General features: G+C 57.9%; 15 protein-coding genes and 1 pseudogene. All 16 read right to left on the bottom strand.

The genetic code is table 11. The annotated features are described in order from the left end of the window. Positions 1–79 precede the first annotated feature (79 nt). The 16 genes and pseudogenes from AXE86_RS07815 to AXE86_RS07750 all read right to left on the bottom strand — a co-directional run bounded on the left by AXE86_RS07815 (position 80) and on the right by AXE86_RS07750 (position 17,578). Positions 80–910, bottom strand: a complete 831-nt coding sequence (locus AXE86_RS07815) for a PD-(D/E)XK nuclease family transposase (RefSeq protein ID WP_061946110.1) — start codon at positions 908–910, stop codon at positions 80–82. Positions 911–1,037: 127 nt separating this feature from the next. Further along, on the bottom strand, positions 1,038–2,420 hold the full coding sequence (locus AXE86_RS07810; protein ID WP_061946108.1) for a flagellin N-terminal helical domain-containing protein: 1,383 nt from the start codon (positions 2,418–2,420) through the stop codon (positions 1,038–1,040). A gap of 203 nt (positions 2,421–2,623) precedes the next feature. Continuing rightward, the gene (locus tag AXE86_RS07805; RefSeq protein ID WP_061946106.1) at positions 2,624–3,493 is read right to left on the bottom strand and encodes an Rpn family recombination-promoting nuclease/putative transposase; all 870 of its coding nucleotides are present in this window, start codon (positions 3,491–3,493) and stop codon (positions 2,624–2,626) included. A gap of 120 nt (positions 3,494–3,613) precedes the next feature. Beyond that, the gene (locus tag AXE86_RS07800; RefSeq protein ID WP_039981347.1) at positions 3,614–4,000 is read right to left on the bottom strand and encodes a biotin/lipoyl-containing protein; all 387 of its coding nucleotides are present in this window, start codon (positions 3,998–4,000) and stop codon (positions 3,614–3,616) included. Between the two features lie 51 nt (positions 4,001–4,051). Further along, positions 4,052–4,189 carry a hypothetical protein gene (locus tag AXE86_RS12910; protein WP_006690222.1) on the bottom strand — a complete coding sequence of 46 codons (138 nt, stop codon included), beginning with the start codon at positions 4,187–4,189 and terminating at the stop codon, positions 4,052–4,054. Between the two features lie 18 nt (positions 4,190–4,207). Then, the gene (gene mmdA / locus AXE86_RS07795; protein ID WP_061946104.1) at positions 4,208–5,737 is read right to left on the bottom strand and encodes a methylmalonyl-CoA decarboxylase subunit alpha; all 1,530 of its coding nucleotides are present in this window, start codon (positions 5,735–5,737) and stop codon (positions 4,208–4,210) included. 68 nt (positions 5,738–5,805) lie between these two features. Then, positions 5,806–6,222, bottom strand: coding sequence for a methylmalonyl-CoA epimerase (mce, locus tag AXE86_RS07790; RefSeq protein ID WP_006690224.1), 417 nt, complete (start codon positions 6,220–6,222; stop codon positions 5,806–5,808). Positions 6,223–6,264: 42 nt separating this feature from the next. Continuing rightward, positions 6,265–7,206 (bottom strand): methylmalonyl Co-A mutase-associated GTPase MeaB, encoded by a 942-nt coding sequence (meaB, locus tag AXE86_RS07785; RefSeq protein WP_061946102.1) that lies wholly within the window; start codon positions 7,204–7,206, stop codon positions 6,265–6,267. Positions 7,207–7,335: 129 nt separating this feature from the next. Beyond that, on the bottom strand, positions 7,336–7,731 hold the full coding sequence (locus AXE86_RS07780; protein WP_009753856.1) for a cobalamin B12-binding domain-containing protein: 396 nt from the start codon (positions 7,729–7,731) through the stop codon (positions 7,336–7,338). A gap of 85 nt (positions 7,732–7,816) precedes the next feature. Further along, the gene (locus tag AXE86_RS07775; RefSeq protein ID WP_006690227.1) at positions 7,817–9,463 is read right to left on the bottom strand and encodes an acyl-CoA mutase large subunit family protein; all 1,647 of its coding nucleotides are present in this window, start codon (positions 9,461–9,463) and stop codon (positions 7,817–7,819) included. Positions 9,464–9,570: 107 nt separating this feature from the next. After that, complete coding sequence (locus tag AXE86_RS07770) at positions 9,571–11,067, bottom strand: acetyl-CoA hydrolase/transferase family protein (protein ID WP_061946100.1); 1,497 nt, start codon at positions 11,065–11,067, stop codon at positions 9,571–9,573. Between the two features lie 357 nt (positions 11,068–11,424). Beyond that, positions 11,425–11,535 (bottom strand): annotated as a pseudogene (locus AXE86_RS13355) (secretion protein HlyD); the annotation flags it as partial. 33 nt (positions 11,536–11,568) lie between these two features. Continuing rightward, entirely contained in the window at positions 11,569–12,252 is a 684-nt protein-coding gene (locus tag AXE86_RS07765) for a redox-sensing transcriptional repressor Rex (protein ID WP_009753854.1), read from the bottom strand. Positions 12,253–12,254: 2 nt separating this feature from the next. Further along, positions 12,255–13,598, bottom strand: a complete 1,344-nt coding sequence (locus tag AXE86_RS07760; RefSeq protein ID WP_061946098.1) for an O-antigen ligase family protein — start codon at positions 13,596–13,598, stop codon at positions 12,255–12,257. A gap of 5 nt (positions 13,599–13,603) precedes the next feature. Further along, positions 13,604–14,905 (bottom strand): bifunctional folylpolyglutamate synthase/dihydrofolate synthase, encoded by a 1,302-nt coding sequence (locus AXE86_RS07755; protein WP_061946096.1) that lies wholly within the window; start codon positions 14,903–14,905, stop codon positions 13,604–13,606. 9 nt (positions 14,906–14,914) lie between these two features. Continuing rightward, entirely contained in the window at positions 14,915–17,578 is a 2,664-nt protein-coding gene (locus AXE86_RS07750) for a valine--tRNA ligase (RefSeq protein WP_061946095.1), read from the bottom strand. Positions 17,579–17,710 lie beyond the last annotated feature (132 nt).

Raw genomic sequence — 17,710 nt, 5'->3', positions numbered from 1 at the left:
CATAGATGCGCGGAGAAGACAAGAAATCCCGTCGAATCGTCCTAGGACCATTCGACGGGATTAGTCTGTTATGTGCTCATCAGAGCATCGCTTTGTAGCGCCCCCACTCGGAGCGTGGAATAGCGAGCACATCCATTGCTTTCTCCATACTAAGCTGAAGCTCCGACATCATACGGCGTATCGAAGAAAGACGTTCCTGCTCGATCCCTTTTTCGATCCCCGCTTCTCTGCCCTGCTCATATTCTTCCTTCAGCAGCTGTTCCCATAACGCACTCACGTGGCTCACTCCTTCCTCGTTCTGCTTGAATGCTCTCGTCCGCTGTGCAAGAACATCGTAGTACATCTTCTCCGGCTGGGCGCAGCGAAAGTCGTGCATCAACCGCCCCAATGGTGTCGATGTGTCTGTCATCGCACTATTTACATAGATAATGTGCGAGCCGTCGTCAAACACATTACTGTATCCCTCTATCATACGACGAATCACGTAGAGAGGTTGTCCGAAGCCAAGGACATCGGTCTCCGTGATAAATATAACATACGACTCAGGCAGTTTCTCATAGTCCACCCCTGCCGGCAGTGCATTCGCATCCATGATACTGCTGTGATAGCGTGCTCTGCGTGGATCTGCCCCGCTCTTTGCACGTTGGATTTCGATGTTAAACTCACGCCCGTCAGCAAATGCGTGCACATCGAGCCGTACATCATGCCCGCGTAGATTCTTCACCGTATCCTGCGTAATAACACGCTCTGCACGAAGATTGGGCTGATCGAGAATAATCTGCAAGACCAAATCTACGCACGGGAGACTGTCTTGAAAGACTGCGGTCATAAAGACATCATCAAGAAGTGTAAAACTCTGAATCACTTCTTGATAGCGCATGCGTCGTGCTTCATCCAAATCTCGTGCCATCAAATCGCCCCTATGACTATTTTAGCCGATTCTATTCCTGCGTGCAAGATCGAAAGAGAAAAGCCTCCCCCGCTGTTGCGGGGGAGGCGAACCGCCTCAGCGGTAGTGGACACAAGCCCATGATATTTTACTTTAACAAGCTGAGCACTGTGCTTGAGTTCTGGTTTGCCTGCGCAAGCATCGCCTGTGCCGCCTGCGTGAGGACGTTGTTCTTCGTGTACGCCGTCATTTCCTTCGCCATATCCGCATCGCGAATGGTTGACTCTGACGCCTGCACGTTCTCCGAGGCAACGACGAGGTTGTTGCTCGTATATTTGAGACGGTTCTGTACCGCACCAATCGCGACCGCCTGATCAGTTGCGCGAATCAGCGCGTTTTCAAAGACATTAATCGCAGCATTTGCCGCTTCCTTTGTCGTGACCTGTACCTTTGGTCCGCCTCCAACAACATCTATTGTAACCGGTGGTGTAACTGTGGGAACAACGTGATTCCATCCTCTTCCGTCCGAGGACTGCAGACCAAGAGCCGCTGAGCGCATATCAGTGAAGCCAATTTTAACTGCCTGATTCGCACGCGTTCCCGTCTGTAGAACGAGTGAGTTATCTGGGGAAGGATTCTGTGCGCGTACGGTCTCCTTAAAGGCATCAAGAACCGCATTAACCTCATTGCGCATTTTTCCTGCCTTGTCGGTGACAGAAAAGGTGATTGCCGTAACCTGTCCATCGACCCCTTCACCAAACGCTCGAATGGTGAGTGCATTCTGGTTATCCGGCGTATATACCGTTCGTCCGTATTCATCTACGCCAACATCTGGACCAGTACTATGAAAAGATGCATGCTGAGACGTAATAAGACCGATCATATTTGTGATTGTACCCGTACCGATTGGAGAAAGGGTACCTGTATAGGTAACACCATTTTTTACCCAAGAGGCTGTAAGAGTATCACTTGGATCAATGCCTACAGCATTTCCATCTCGTCGTTTGAGACGCGCTAATTGAGTTAGACCATTCGTATCGGTTGCCAGACTCATATTTGTGAAACTTGTTTGCGTTCCTAATCCGGCTTCCCCACGAACTAAGCCATTCTTCGAACCATCAATCAGATACTTCCCATTGTACGTCGTCAAGGCATTCTCATCGATCTGGTCGATCAGCTTATCAACCTCTTTCTGGATGAGTCTGCGGTCCTCGTCCGTATTCGTATCGTTCGCAGCGTTGATCGCCTTTTCCTTCAGCGTCTTCAGAACTTCCACCGTGGACTGCACCGCACCCTCTGCCGTACGCAGGAGCGCCGTGCCGTTCTTTGTATTCTTATCATCCTGATCGAGGGAGCGCACCTGCACGCGCATCCGCTCGGAGATTGCCATCCCCGAGGCATCGTCGCCGGCACTGTTGATCTTCATGCCCGAAGAGACCTTTTGCAGGCTCTGTGACAGCGCGCTCTGATTCTTGTTCAACGTGTTGAGCGTATTCACCGCCGACATATTGTTTTTGACCACCATCGCCATAAAGACTGCCTCCCTGACTGTTATCTATGGTTCGTCCATGCCATTCTATGATTGCATAAATAGACGGAATCCGCCGTCCTAATATTTTTATCGACGAAAGGAAGGGACAACTTAAGAATGTGCTATTATTTTATTTTCATTCTTTCTTCCGTACGACACGATACACAGGACATCACGCGACTCATCTGATTTTGTCCTGATCATCAGGAGAAAACCATGCCGTTTTCCTGGGCAAACGCGCGCAGTTCATCCTCCGGCACCTCTGCGATCTGAGCGGCTGTATGGAGTGGTGTGCCTGCCCGCATAAAGCGCAATGCGGTATGAAGTGTGCCAGCCTGACGCCCCTCGGCTCGCCCCTCGGCGCGCCCGCGCCGCATTCCCTCTTCGATGCCAGCACGGTGTTGTTTCTGGTATTCCATATAGAGTGTCATGTATTCCCGCCTCATTTCGTCCTGTCGTTTGACACGTTCAACTTCCTGCTCCATTTCCTGTGCGAGTTCGCTCTGTGCCTTCTGTCCATCAACGAATTTCAGGAAGTCCTCCAGATCTCTGTCCACTCTTCCTCTCAGCCCTTTTGCGTTCAAAAAGATCTTCGTTGCGCCGTCTCCAAGTTCGAGTTCAGGCAGCTCTATACACCGATGACGAAACGTATAGATTCGCTCGTCCCGGCCAAAGAGATCAAAGGTACAGATAAAGATGATATATGTCTGACGCAAATCATCGTAATAGACTCCTTTATCGAGGAGATCCATATCGATCATGCCCTGATAGTAACGTGTCCGTCGCGGCAGTTCTCCATCCCGCCCCTTTGTGGTCTGCATCTCAATGTTATAGACGGTTCCCGCCTCATCTTCAATGTAGACGTCGAGACGCACGGCCTTGCTGTCAAGACGCAGATCGATACTTTTCTCCGTATCAGGATAGTGGATATCGCGAATCCTTACATTCAAAATGCGCTCCAACAGCCATTTACAGAGCTTCTCGTTCTGCATGACGCGCTGAAAGATAAAATTATCCCGAATGGAAAGCTTGTTCCATGCTTCCAGTGCCTCACGTTCCCATTCCTTTTCCATGTGCCCCTCCTTTCATTTTGTATCTTCTGCTCTCATTATAGATAATCCCTTCCCTCCGGTCAACATAAGCATCAAAAAAGGAGCCCCTTGCGGGACTCCCAATGTTTTTGATAAAAGAGCTTAGCCGAGGATCACGAGCGAGTCGCGTACCTTGACAGACTGGCCCGCCGTGACGTTGATCGCCTTGACCGTGCCGTCTGCATCCGCAGCGATCTCGTTCTGCATCTTCATCGCCTCGAGGATGAGGAGCGTGTCGCCTGCCTTGACCGTCTGACCGACCGAGACTTTGACCTCAACAATCTTGCCCGGCATCGGTGCGTCCACCGAGCGCTCACCGGCAGCAGCGGCCTTCGGTGCGGCAGCGGGAGCAGCCGGAGCAGCAGCCTTCGGCGCAGCAGCCGGAGCAGCGGCCTTCGGTGCAGCAGGGGCAGCAGCTGCTGCTGCGCGTACTTCCTCAACCTCAACTTCATAAGCAGTGCCGTTGACCGTGATGTTGAACTTTTTCATGTGTGATTCCTCCAACGCTAAAATTGACAATACTCTTATCCCGCAGGACGCTCAGCGCCTGCTGCGGTTGGCAAGCGTCCAGACCTCGGCGGGTTTGACGCTTACAGCAACGACTTTGTTGCCCGTCGTCGCCTGGACGGCGGCGGTGATGGCGGCGATGACCTCGGGCGCCACGTTGTTTGCAGCCATTCTATCCCTCCTGCTGAATCAAAGCGGAATGTTCCCGTGCTTCTTCGCGGGGTTGTCCTCACGCTTGCTCGAAAGCGCGTTGAGTGCCGTGATGATGTAGGGGCGCGTCTCGCTCGGCGTGATGACCATGTCAATGTAGCCGCGCTCTGCCGCCTTGTACGGTGTCGCGAATTCCTCGATGTACTCTGCCGTGCGCGCGTCCTTGTCGGGATCCTTGCGGAAGATGATGTTTGCTGCGCCTGCAGGTCCCATGACGGCGATCTCAGAGGTCGGCCATGCCATGACCTGATCGGCACCCAGCTCACGGTTGCACATGGCGATGTAGGAACCGCCGTACGCCTTGCGCGTGATGACCGTGATCTTGGGCACGGTTGCTTCGCTGTATGCGTAGAGCATCTTCGCGCCGTGACGGATGATGCCGCTGTACTCCTGATCGACGCCCGGCAGGAAGCCCGGAACATCGACGAGGTTGACGAGCGGGATGTTGAACGCATCGCAGAAGCGGATGAAGCGCGAGGACTTGTTCGATGCGTCGACATCGAGACAGCCTGCCATGACGTTCGGCTCGTTCGCAATGATGCCGACGGTACGTCCGTCAAAGCGCGCGAAGCAGCAGATGATGTTCGTTGCGAAGTGCTGATGTACCTCGTAGAACTCGCCGTTGTCGACGAGGCTGCGGATGACATCCTTCATGTCGTACGGTGCGTTCGGGTTGTCCGGCACGACCGTGTTGAGGCTCTCATCCTGACGGTTCGGATCGTCGCCCGTCTCCACGCGCGGCGTTTCCTCCATGTTGTTGCTTGGGAGGAAGGAGAGCAGGTAGCGGATCTGCTCGATGCAGTCCTCATCGTTCTCCGCCGCGAAGTGTGCGACGCCGGAGCGGGAGTTGTGCGTCATCGCACCGCCAAGCTCCTCCGCCGTGACCTCCTCCGCCGTGACGGACTTGATGACGGCAGGTCCGGTGATGAACATCTGGCTCGTGTTCTTCACCATGAAGATGAAGTCCGTGAGTGCCGGGCTGTAGACCGCGCCGCCCGCGCAGGGTCCCATGATGACGGAGATCTGCGGGATGACACCCGATGCCTTCGTGTTGCGGTAGAAGATGCCGCCGTAGCCCGAGAGCGCATCGACCGCCTCCTGGATGCGTGCGCCGCCCGAATCGTTAATGCCGATGCAGGGTGCGCCCATCTTCATGGCGAGGTCCATGACCTTCCAGATCTTATGTGCGTGCTTTTCGCCGAGCGAGCCGCCCTCGACCGTGAAGTCCTGTGCAAATGCGTAGACGAGGCGGCCGTCAATCGTGCCGTAGCCCGTCACAACGCCCTCACCGGGCAGTTCCTTTTTCTCCTGTCCAAAATTGGTGCAGCGATGGCGCACGAACATATCGAGCTCGACGAAGGTGTCCTCATCGAACAGCAGGTTCAGGCGCTCACGTGCGGTGAGTTTGCCCTTGCTGTGCTGCTTTGCGATGCTCTTTTCACCACCGCCCTGCATGAGATGCTCTTTTTTCGCCAGCATCAGCTCAATTTTTTCCTGGACTGTGGACATTCTATCCCTCCTGTATCTCTGTCAAATCCTCGGGTTGCCCGAGGAGATCAACTGCGGCAGTATGCTGCTCAGCGATCCGGATGCTCACAGATTTCGAGGAGAACGCCCTTCGTCGCCTTCGGATGAAGGAAGGCGATCTTTGCGCCGCCCGCACCGATGCGCGGCTTCTCGTCGATCATGCGGACGCCCTTCGCCATGAGGTCAGCAATGGCGTTCTCGATGTTGTCGACGCGCAGGGCAACGTGCTGGATGCCCTCGCCCTTCTTCTCGATGTATTTTGTAATCGGGCTGTCAGGCGCCGTGCCGATCAGCAGCTCAATCTCACTGCCGTTCGGCGTCGGATGAAAGGTCGTCGTGACCTTCTGCTCTGCGACGGTCTCCTGATTCGTGCAGGGAATGCCGATGATGTCCGACCAGAGTTTCTTTCCTTCTTCGAGATCCTGTACGGCAATGCCGATGTGATCTACACCAAGAATTTTGAACATGTCAAACTTCCTCCTTGGAGAAGTGCGTCTCTGCGCACTCACTCACTTCGTTAACATTTCGCTCATGATCCCGCCCACTACGGTATAGGGGTCGGTCTCATGCGCCTTGATTCGCGCCACATAGTCGTCCAGTCGTCCCGTATCGACGATGCGGCTCTCGATGCTCCGCCGTACGCCCGCATGGAGGATGTCGAGCATCTCATCGCGCGTGCGGCGGGTGCGCCGCTCGGCAAGCACGCCGTTCTCCTCGATGTGGCTGCGGTGCTCCTCGATTGTGTCGACGAGCTCCGTGATTCCTTCGCCGCGGTTCGCGACGACCTTGCGGATGGGCGGACGCCAATCAGACATGTGATCGTCCAGATCGAGCATCATGTTGATCTCGCGGACGAGCTTGTCTGCCCCGTCGAGATCGGACTTGTTGATCGCGAACACGTCGCCGATCTCCAAAATGCCCGCCTTGATCGCCTGAATGTCATCGCCCATGCCCGGAATCAGCACAACCATCGTCGTGTCCGCCGCCCGCACAATATCCACCTCGGACTGCCCGACGCCGACGGTCTCGACAAAGATGACATCTTTGCCGAACGCATCCATCGCCTTGACCGCATCTGCCGTCTTGTGGGAGAGGCCGCCGAGGCTGCCGCGTGTGCCCATGCTGCGGATGAAGACGCCCTCGTCGAGCGTCAGATCATTCATACGGATGCGGTCGCCCAGTATGGCGCCGCCGGAAAAGGGGCTTGTGGGGTCGACGGCAATGATGCCGACGGTCTTCCCGCGCTTTCTGTACTCCTTGGCAAGCTTATCCGTCATCGTGCTCTTGCCGGCACCGGGCGGACCTGTGATGCCAAGGACGTAGGCATGACCGGTATGCGGATAGAGCGCCTTCATGATGTCGGTGGCATCCGCCCGCTCATTCTCGATCGCCGTGATGGCGCGCGAGAGTGCAAGGCGGCTGCCCTTCAGCACCTCGGCTGCAATATCCATACGCCCACCTCCTTCGCGCTGTGATTTCATAAGAACATAGGGAATGGATGACCGGACAATCGGATTGCCTGTCATCCATCCTTTCAGGAAAGCACCGCACAAGGCAGTGTCTCCAAGCAAATCAGGCGCTTATGCCTTCACATGTTCCTTGATGAAATTCACAACGTCGCTCGTCGGTGTGCCCGGCGTGAAGACCTCGGCAATGCCCGCTGCCTTCAGTGCAGGGATGTCGCCTTCCGGGATCACGCCGCCGCCGATGACGAGGACGTCGTCCATTCCCTTGCCGCGGATGAGCTCGACAACCTTCGGGAAAAGATGCGGATGCGCACCCGAGAGGATGCTCAGCGCAACGACGTTGACGTCTTCCTGCAGAGCAGCCTCGGCGATCTCCTCCGGCGTCTGGCGAAGTCCCGTGTAGACGACCTCAAAGCCGGCATCGCGCAGAGCGCGTGCGACGACCTTCGCGCCGCGATCATGACCATCCAGACCCGGTTTTGCAACGAGCACTCTGATTTTTTCTGCCATTTTTCTATTCCTCCTGAACGGAGCCGCCGCACTCCTCGTGCGGCGTCCCCTGTGCATTCATCCAACAGCCGTTCGCGCGTACCGCTTAGAGATTGACGTGTGCCTCGTACTCGCCGAACACCTCGCGCATGACACCGCAGATTTCGCCGAGTGTCGCGTAGGTCTTGACCGCTGCGAGGATATGCGGCATGAGGTTCTCGTGCTCGTCGGCGCAGGCCTTCTTGAGCGCGGCAAGGGCTGCCTGAACGGCGGCGTTGTCGCGCTTTGCCTTCATGGCCTCGACCTTTGCCTTCTGCTTCTCGCCGACGGAAGCGTCCACCTTGAGGAGGTTCTTCGGAGCTTCCTCCTCCACCTGGAACTTGTTGACGCCGACGATGACGCGTGCACCGGACTCGACGTCCATCTGCCACTTGTACGCGCTGTCCTGGATCTCTTTCTGGATGTAGCCCTTCTCAATCGCCGCAACCGCGCCGCCGAGATCGTCGATCTTCTTGATGTACTCCCACGCCTCTTTCTCGATGCGGTTCGTCATCGCCTCGACGTAGTAGGAGCCTGCGAGCGGATCAACCACATCGGCAAGTCCGCTCTCGTACGCCACGATCTGCTGCGTACGGAGGGCAACCATGACCGACTCTTCCGTCGGAAGCGCGAGCGCCTCATCACGGGAGTTCGTATGGAGCGACTGCGTGCCGCCCATGACCGCCGCTGCGGTCTGGAGTGCGACGCGGACGATATTGTTGTTCGGCTGCTGTGCGGTGAGCATCGAGCCTGCCGTCTGCGTATGGACGCGGAGCATCATGGATTTCGGCTTCTCTGCATGGAAGCGCTCCTTCATGACCTTCGCCCAGATGCGGCGGGAGGCGCGGAACTTCGCAACCTCCTCGAGGACGTTGTTGTGTGCGTTCCAGAAGAAGGAGAGGCGTCCGGCAAACGCATCGACGCTGAGACCTGCCTTGATCGCAGCCTCAACGTAGGCAATGCCGTCCGCGATGGTGAATGCAATCTCCTGCGATGCCGTGGAACCGGCCTCACGGATGTGGTAGCCCGAGATGGAGATGGTGTTCCAGTTCGGGACGTTCTTGGAGCAATATTCAAAGATGTTCGTGATGAGGCGCATGGACGGGCGCGGCGGGAAGATGTACGTGCCGCGTGCCGCATACTCCTTCAGAATGTCATTCTGGATGGTGCCCTTAAGCTTGTCCGCCGAGACGCCCTGCTTCTCTGCCACAGCAATATACATTGCGAGCAGGACAGATGCAGGAGCGTTGATCGTCATAGACGTGGAGACCTTGCCGAGATCGATCTGATCAAAGAGGATCTCCATATCGGCAAGGGAGTCGATCGCGACGCCAACCTTTCCGACCTCGCCCTCGGAGATCGGATCCGTGGAGTCGTAGCCGATCTGCGTTGGGAGGTCAAATGCACAGGAAAGTCCCGTCGCACCGCTCTCGATGAGGTAACGATAGCGCTTGTTGGACTCCTCCGCCGTGGAGAATCCTGCGTACATGCGCATCGTCCAGAAGCGTCCGCGGTACATCGTCGGCTGCACGCCGCGCGTGTAAGGATAGACGCCGGGGAAACTGATGTCCTCTGCATAGTCCGTCTCCTGGATATCGAGCGGGGTGTAGAGGCCCTGCTCGGGGATGTGCGGACGTGCCGGGAACTTTGCCGTGGCTTTTTCTACGGCAGCATTGTACTTGTCAAGCTCCGCCTGGATCTTTTCATTGCTCATGAAAGTCTTCTCCTTTACCTTTTACAGTTCTCATTGGGTTATATAATATATACTGTGGACGGGAGCGCAGATGCCGCGCTCCCGAAAGCACCGATGGATACGTCGGATTACTTCTGCATCGAGCCCGTTGCGAGGAAGCGCTGATGGAAGGACAGCGCCTCGTCCAGCAGATGCGGTGTCTGTGCGCCCTTCGTTGCGGCAAGGGCGCGCTCGTAGTAGTCGAGCAGGAGCGGACGGAAGTCCGGGTGTGCGCAGTGGTTGATGATCTCGAGGGCACGCTCACGCGGGCACTTGCCGCGCAGGTCGGCAACGCCCTGCTCCGTGATGACGACGTCCACGTCGTGTGCGCCGTGGTCGACGTGCGAACAGAACGGAACGATGGACGAGATCTTGCCGCCCTTTGCCTCGGACTGCGTGTAGAAGATCGTGAGGTAGGCGTTGCGTGCGAAGTCGCCGCTGCCGCCGATGCCGTTCATCATCTTTGAGCCCGTGACGTGCGTGGAGTTGACGTTGCCGTAGATGTCGACCTCGATCGCTGTGTTCATCGCAATGACGCCGAGACGGCGGACAACCTCAGGGTTGTTCGAGATTTCCTGCGGACGCAGCATCATGATCTTCTTGTACTTGTCGATGTCCTTGTAGAAGCGCTGGAGTCCCTCAGGCGACGGCGAGAACGCCGTGCCGGACGCAAATTTCAGCTTGCCCGCATCGGCGAGGTCGAACATGCCGTCCTGAATGACCTCGGTATAGACCTCGAGATCCGTGAAATCGGAGTTCACAAACCCGGCGATAACGGCGTTCGCCACATTGCCGACGCCCGACTGCAGGGGAAGCAGTCCCTTGGGCATGCGCCCCTCGGCGATCTCCTTTTTGAGGAAATCCACCGTGAACGCGCCCATTTTGCGTGCAATATCATCGACCGGCGCAAGAGCGCGGGTCTTGTCCGTGATGTCGCAGGGAACGATGTATTTGATTTTCTCATGCGGACATGGAATGAACGTCGTGCCGATGCGGTCGCCCGCCTTTGTGATGGGGATGGGCAGACGATTCGGCGGATCGAGCGGGATATAGATGTCGTGCATTCCGACGAGTTCCATCGGCTGGCTCGTGTTCACCTCGACGATGACCACATCTGCACTCTGAACGAACGACGGGGTATTGCCGACCGAGGTGGAAGGGATGATGCCCTCGTCTGTGATGGCGACCGCCTCCACGAGGGCAACATCGATCTTGCCGAGGAAGCCTTCGCGCGACTGCTGTGCCACCTCGGAGAGGTGCATGTCGATATAGTTGATCTTGCCGGAGTTGATGGCGCTGCGCAGTGCCGTGTTCGTCTGGTACGGGAGGCGCTGTTTGATCCCCTCTGCCTCTGCGAGTGCACCGTCGAGCTCAGGGCCCGTCGAAGCCCCCGTCCAGATATTTACTTTGAACGGATTCTTCTTCATGCGTTCAGCGATGGCAAGCGGCACTGCCTTCGGATAGCCGGACGGAGTGAAGCCGCTCGCGCCGATGGTCATACCGTCGGCAAAGTACTCCGCTGCCGTCTCCGCGCTCACAATTCGATCCGTCAGGGACTTCGGTACGCGATCGGAAATATCGATCATAGAATAACCTCCCTCAGATACAGCGGACAGTACGCGGAACACACGAACTATCACAGCACATGTCTCATGACTGTGATTTTTGTTTCATGATTCCCTTACCGCCGTCACCCATGAATACTCTCCTGACGCAGTCGGCATATAATTTTGACAGCAATCTTGAATCCCTCTGTTTTCTCGTAAATCCCCCGTAAATAGGGGCTGTATGGGGTATCCGAAATAACTGTAGATTATCGTACCTCTCTACGCCAATTATATCTTTCCTAAGAATATCACGAAAAAAAAATGCCGTCAAGATTACATTGACGGCATTTTCTGTGAATTTGTGAAAAAAGAGGAAAAGTATTTATTCGTCCTGTAAGGAAGCACTGATAAACTCAGCACCGCCATCTTAGCGCATCTTTTTTGCCCGCTCAATGCCTGCAAATCCTCCACATAGCTTTGGCTATGCGTCCGGTTTGCCTCCTCAATCGGACGAAAAAATCTACGCCAATCTGACGTACTTCATTTTATCGGCGATTCCTTATAATTTTTTTCAGACAACACGTCATTTTCCGTGCCGCGATGCGTCAGGTAGTAGGAGAGCGCGCTCAGTCCCACCGAGAGATCCTCGCTGACGAAGGGGACGGACGGCGGCACGTGCAGCTTCACGGGAGCAAAATTCCAGATGCCGCGGATGCCCGCCGCGATGAGCTGATCTGCAGCGCTCTGCGCTTGTGCAGCGGGAACAGCAATCACACCGATCTGAATATTCCGCTCGGCGATGATCTCTGCGAGATAGGCAATGTCCTCCACGCGCCGTTCCCCGACACGCGTGCCGATGACGACGGGGTTGCTGTCAAAGATCGCCGCAAGGCGGAAGCCGAGGCGAGCAATGCCCTGATAGTTCGCGAGCGCCGCGCCCAGATGCCCCATGCCGACAATGGCGAGGCTGAGGTGCTGGTCGAGGCCGAGGATGCCGCCGATACTCTCCTTGAGCTCTGCGACGTAGTAACCGACGCCCTTTTTTCCGAACTGTCCGAAGGTGGTGAGATCCTTGCGGATCTGCTCGGGATTGATCGAGAGACGGCGGCCGAGTTCCTCGGAGGAAGCGATGCTGACGCCTTCGTCACTGAGCTGCCGCAGGCAGCGGTAGTAGCGCGGCAGGCGATCGACGGTTGCCTTGGATATCGATGGATGTTCCTGCATAGTTATCCTTCCTTCATCTCCCCCGCCATCGTATGCACGGCCGCAGCCATCGCGGCGAGCATCCAGAGCAGCATAGAGGACGGTATATTAAAGAGAAGATGATCCGTGATCCCGTTCAGGGCAACGGAGAGCATGGCGAGCCCGATGCCGAGGGCAAGGCCCTCCACAAATTTTTTGCTGCGCCATGCCATGAGTGCCTCACGCACATCGGCGACGGCGTGCCACTCGTGTTCGTGTGCCGCGAGCACGTCCGCCCACGGCGGGGTTTTGCGCGGCAGGCGGAAGGCGAGCAGCAGCGAGCCGAAGAAGAACCAGAAGAAGGCGAGTGCCCCCGGGATGCCGATCTCCGCCGCATAGTTCAGATACATATTGTGCGCGTGAACGATCTGCACGGGTGCTCCCTGCAGATAGAAGTCATACTCTGGGTAGACCATGAAGTACATCCCCCAGCCGATGCCGAGGAAGGGATGATCCATAATCATCGCCACGGTGCTCTCCCAGAAGGCAAGCCGCATCTCCGAGGAGGTGTCGATCCGCGTAAAGACGGAGAGCAGGCGATCCGAGAGTACGGGGTCAAAGAAGAGGACCCCCGCGCCAATGGCGACGATGCCGAGGAGCACGCGCCAGTCACGCAGTACACCGTACCCCGCCAAGAGGATACCGATCACGAGGCACGCACCGCGCGCATAGGTCATGCCAAGGCACGCGAGCGCGAGGACGAGGATCGTGAGCGCCAGGCCGCGTCGCCAGCCCGAGAGGCCGACCGCCAGGCCGAGTGCCAGGCAGGCGACGATGTCGAGGTAGCCCGCGAGGATGTTTGGATTCTCCCACGTCGAGAAAACGCGCTTCGACAGTTCCGGAAATGCCGCGCCGTCCACCCATTTCATCGCCGAGATGTCGATGCCGAAGATGAACTGATAGAAGCCGTAGAGAATGACTAGCGCAGCAGACAGGGCCATCGCAATCACAACGCGCTGCACCTCACGGGGTGTGCGTACCGTTTGACCGACAAGCAAATAGGTTGAGACATAGATGGGAACGAGATGGGAGAAATTATAAAGACTGAACGAAACATCCGGCGCAATAAACACTGACAGAAAGCTGATGACAAGAAAGAGCAGCGCCGGCGCATCGTACGGCATCCGGCACAGATGGAAATCTCGCTCAATACACAGGCGCAGAAGAATCGCAACACAGCCAATCCCCAGTGCCACATGAGCCGCAAGCGGCAGGAGTGGGATAAGGAACGCCTCGGCGATGACGGCATACATCATGCAGCGTCCCAGACGCGCCCCCCAACGCTGCCGGCGGTGCCTGCGGCGGCGTTCCTGGATATCCTCTGCCATACGCCTCACCTCCTTGCCGTGAGCATGGCGCGAATGCCGCCCACGAGGTAGAGTGATCCTGCCGCGACGAGCAGCGCATCCGCTGCGTGTGCGCGCGCAAGCGCCTCTGAGAGGCCCGCCGCAGGATCACCTGCTGCATGTGTGACTGCCCCCATGCCCGCCGCCACAGCGGCGACGAGATCCGCGCCCGCAGCGCGCTCCGAGTTGGGGCGTACGGTCACGACCTGATCGCCGGGGCGCAGAAGAATCGCCAGCATGCGGTCGATGTCCTTGTCCTTCAGAATGCCGAGCAGAAAGACGCGCGGCTGCGCAGGAAAATAGGCGTCAAGCCCCGCGCGCAGCGCCTGCATTCCGGCGGGATTATGCGCGCCGTCCACGACGACAGTCTGTCCCCCGCAGGAGAGGATCTCAAAACGTGCGGGATGATGCACTGTACGCAGAGCCGTACGGACAGCGTCCTCGGTGATACGCTCATCCTCAGGAGCCATAAGCTCCGCCGCCATGATGACGAGCGCGGCGTTCTCCGCCTGATAGGGTCCCGCAAGAGCGATTTCAAAGGGTTCCGGTGCACGAGAGACGACGGAGCGGAACGAAACGCACTGACCGCCGTTCTCCATACGGAGCATCTGCGCAGAGAAGTCCTCCCCATAGACGAAGAGGTCGGCACCCAGCTCCTCCGCGCGTGCCGCAATGATGGAAAGGGGCTCGCCCGCTGCCGCCGTAATGACGGGCACGCCCTCCTTGATGATGCCTGCCTTATGCTCCGCGATGCCCGCGAGCGTACCGCCGCAGCGGTCGGCATGATCCATTGCCACATTTGTGATGATCGTCAGTTCCGGCAGAACGACATTCGTCGAGTCAAGCAGCCCGCCGAGCCCCGTTTCGACCACGGCGACCTCCGCCTTTTCTTCCGCAAAATAGAGGAAGGCGAGTGCCGTCAGTGCCTCAAACTGCGTGGGATGTTCATGCCCCTCCGCCGTCATGGCATCGGCCGCCGCGCGCACGCGCGTAAGAAGCGCCGCAAACTGCTCCTCTCCGATCTCCTCTCCGCCGACGCTCATGCGCTCCGTATAGGAGACGAGATGCGGCGAAAGGTACCGCCCGGAGCGGATGCCGGACGCGCGGCATACGGCGTCCATCATCTGCGTGACGGAGCCCTTGCCGTTTGTTCCTGCGATATGAATGACGCGATAGCTGCGCTCGGGATGTCCAAGCCGTGCGCACAGCTCCTCCATGCGCGCGAGCCCGAGGCGAATGCCGAAGGTATTCAGTTCATCCAGATAATGCAGTGACTCCTCGTAGTTCATCGAATCACCTCAGAGCTTCTCGAGATCCGTGAGGCGCGTCCGTATGAGGGCGATCTTCTCCTCATAGCCAGCCAGCTTCTCACGCTCTGCGGCAACGACGGCGGCAGGAGCCTTCGACGTAAAGCCCTCATTCGAGAGTTTGCCCGTCAGGCGTGCGATCTCCTTTTCGAGATTCGCACGCTCCTTCGTCAGGCGCGCCGTCTCCTTCTCCACATCAATCAGCCCCGCGAGCGGCAGATAGACCGCCGCGCCCGCGAGTGCCCCCGTCACCACATTCTCCGGATCGGGGGCATCCGCCGCGAGGAAGGAGACCTCCGAAGCGGATGCGAGGGCAAAGAAGTAGTCCTCGTGCGCGGCAAACACATCGGCGAGAGCCGCGTCGCGCACGCGCAGGATGAGCGAGCTCTTTTTGCTCGGCGGCGTGCCGAGCTCCGCACGCAGATTGCGCGTCGTCTTAATGACCTCCATGATCGCCGTCATCGACGCCTCTGCCTCCGCGTCGATTTCCGCCTCCGACACCTCGGGCCACGGCGCACGCATAATGCTCTCGCCCTCGTGCGGCAGTTTCTGCCAGATCTCCTCGGTCAGGAACGGCATGAAGGGATGCAAAAGGCGCATCGTACGCTCCAGCACGGTACGCAGAACATAGAGCGCCGTATTCTTCGCGCGGACATTCTCCTTGTCATAGAGGCGTGCCTTCGTCAGCTCGATATACCAGTCGCAGAACTCGCTCCACAGGAACTCGTAGATCGTGCGTCCCGCCTCACCGAGCTCATAGTGCTCGAGGTTTGCCGTCACGTCGCGCGTCGTCTCCTCCGCGCGCGAGAGGATCCAGCGGTCGGCGAGCGTATAGTCCTCCGCCGTCGGCACGAACGATGCGTCCGATCCCTCGAGATTCATCAGCATGTAGCGCGAGGCATTCCAGATCTTGTTCGCAAAATTGCGCGCCGCCTCGACGCGCTCCCAGTAGAAGCGCATGTCGTTGCCGGGCGTATTGCCCGTGATGAGCATGAAGCGGAGCGTATCCGCACCGTACTTTTCAATGACCTCCACGGGATCGATGCCGTTGCCGAGGGATTTCGACATCTTGCGCCCCTCGCTGTCGCGCACGAGCCCGTGGATAAAGACATCGCGGAACGGCACATCGCCGCCGAAGCGCAGCCCCATCATGACCATGCGCGCCACCCAGAAGAAGATGATGTCATAGCCCGTCACGAGCACTGACGTCGGATAGAAGTGACGCAGATCGACCGTCTGCTCCGGCCAGCCGAGCGTCTCGAACGGCCAGAGGGCGGAGCTGAACCACGTGTCGAGCACGTCCTCGTCCTGGTGAAGGTCCGTACTGCCGCAGTGCGGGCACGCCGTGAGGTCATCGCGCGATACGGAGGTCTCGCCGCAGTGCGCACAGTGCCACGCGGGGATGCGGTGTCCCCACCAGAGCTGGCGCGAGATACACCAGTCGCGAATATTTTCAAGCCAGTTTTCGTAGATTTTCGTGAAACGCTCGGGGACAAAACGGATCCTGCCGTCACGCACCGCCTCAATCGCGGGCTTCGCGAGGCTCTCCATGCGGACGAACCACTGCTTCGATACGAGCGGCTCGATCGTCGTCCTGCAGCGCGAGCAGTGTCCGACGGCGTGCTCATGCTGTTCCGTGCGCACGAGGGCGCCCGTCTCCTCGAGCTCCTTCACGAGTGCCTTGCGGCACGCATAGCGATCCATCCCCGCATAGCGTCCCGCGTTCTCGTTCATTGTGCCGTCGGCATTGATGACGATGACCTGTTCGAGATTGTGTCGCTGTCCCATTTCGAAGTCGTTCGGATCGTGCGCAGGCGTCACCTTGACTGCGCCCGTTCCGAAGGCAGGATCGACGTAGGCATCGGCAAAGAGCGGGATGCGGCGTCCCACCACAGGCAGGATCAGCGTCTTGCCGACGAGTGCCTTGTACCGTTCATCATCGGGGTGTACCGCCACGCCCGTATCGCCGAACATCGTCTCGGGGCGCGTCGTCGCAATCTCCACATAATCGTCCGTACCCTCAATCGGATAGCGCAGATGCCAAAGGTGTCCCGCCTCCGTCTCATGCTCGACCTCGATGTCCGAGATCGCCGTCATGCAGGAGGGGCACCAGTTCGTGATGCGCGTCCCCTGATAGATCAGGCCCTGTTCATAGAGACTGACAAAGACCTCGCGCACAGCGCGGGAACAGCCCTCGTCCATCGTGAACCGCTCACGGTCCCAGTCACAGGACGCGCCGAGCATCCGCAGCTGATACATAATACGGTCGCCGTACTGCTGCTTCCAGTCCCAGACACGCGTAAGGAACTTCTCTCTGCCGAGGTCAAAGCGCGTCGTGCCCTCCTCGCGCAGTGCCGCCTCCACCTTTGCCTGTGTCGCGATCCCCGCATGGTCGCAGCCCGGAATCCAGACCACATTCTTGCCGCGCATGCGCTGATAGCGCACGAGGATGTCCTGCAGCGTATTGTCGAGGGCGTGCCCCATGTGGAGCTGGCCCGTCACATTCGGCGGCGGGATCACCACGCTGTACGGCGTACGGCTCTCGTCTGCCTCGTCGTGGAACAGCTTATGCTTCTCCCAGTAATCATACCACTTCCGCTCAAAGCTCTGCGGGTCGTATGTCTTTGGAATATTGGCACCGGATTCCTGACTCATCGATCTATTCCTCCCGAAAGAAACGCCCTCGTCCCGCGGGGACGAAGGCGTCCGCTCATCTATGAATTGCACTCGTTAGAGTAGCACAAAACCGCGTTTTTTGCAAGATGCAGACCTAGGTACGGCCTGTTC

Origin of the sequence: Selenomonas sp. oral taxon 136, from assembly GCF_001554015.1 — a bacterium.
Classification (GTDB): domain Bacteria; phylum Bacillota; class Negativicutes; order Selenomonadales; family Selenomonadaceae; genus Centipeda; species Centipeda felix.
This window is presented reverse-complemented; position numbering and strand designations above follow the sequence as displayed.

Coding starts and splice junctions, on each gene's coding strand:
- AXE86_RS07810 (WP_061946108.1), bottom strand. CDS start 2,420: ATGGCGATGGTGGTCAAAAACAATATGTCGGCGGTGAATACGCTCAAC.
- mmdA (WP_061946104.1), bottom strand. CDS start 5,737: ATGTCCACAGTCCAGGAAAAAATTGAGCTGATGCTGGCGAAAAAAGAG.
- AXE86_RS07760 (WP_061946098.1), bottom strand. CDS start 13,598: ATGGCAGAGGATATCCAGGAACGCCGCCGCAGGCACCGCCGGCAGCGT.
- AXE86_RS07770 (WP_061946100.1), bottom strand. CDS start 11,067: ATGATCGATATTTCCGATCGCGTACCGAAGTCCCTGACGGATCGAATT.
- meaB (WP_061946102.1), bottom strand. CDS start 7,206: ATGGATATTGCAGCCGAGGTGCTGAAGGGCAGCCGCCTTGCACTCTCG.
- AXE86_RS07765 (WP_009753854.1), bottom strand. CDS start 12,252: ATGCAGGAACATCCATCGATATCCAAGGCAACCGTCGATCGCCTGCCG.
- AXE86_RS07775 (WP_006690227.1), bottom strand. CDS start 9,463: ATGAGCAATGAAAAGATCCAGGCGGAGCTTGACAAGTACAATGCTGCC.
- AXE86_RS07800 (WP_039981347.1), bottom strand. CDS start 4,000: ATGAAAAAGTTCAACATCACGGTCAACGGCACTGCTTATGAAGTTGAG.
- AXE86_RS07815 (WP_061946110.1), bottom strand. CDS start 910: ATGGCACGAGATTTGGATGAAGCACGACGCATGCGCTATCAAGAAGTG.
- AXE86_RS12910 (WP_006690222.1), bottom strand. CDS start 4,189: ATGGCTGCAAACAACGTGGCGCCCGAGGTCATCGCCGCCATCACCGCC.
- AXE86_RS07780 (WP_009753856.1), bottom strand. CDS start 7,731: ATGGCAGAAAAAATCAGAGTGCTCGTTGCAAAACCGGGTCTGGATGGT.
- AXE86_RS07750 (WP_061946095.1), bottom strand. CDS start 17,578: ATGAGTCAGGAATCCGGTGCCAATATTCCAAAGACATACGACCCGCAG.
- mce (WP_006690224.1), bottom strand. CDS start 6,222: ATGTTCAAAATTCTTGGTGTAGATCACATCGGCATTGCCGTACAGGAT.
- AXE86_RS07805 (WP_061946106.1), bottom strand. CDS start 3,493: ATGGAAAAGGAATGGGAACGTGAGGCACTGGAAGCATGGAACAAGCTT.
- AXE86_RS07755 (WP_061946096.1), bottom strand. CDS start 14,905: ATGAACTACGAGGAGTCACTGCATTATCTGGATGAACTGAATACCTTC.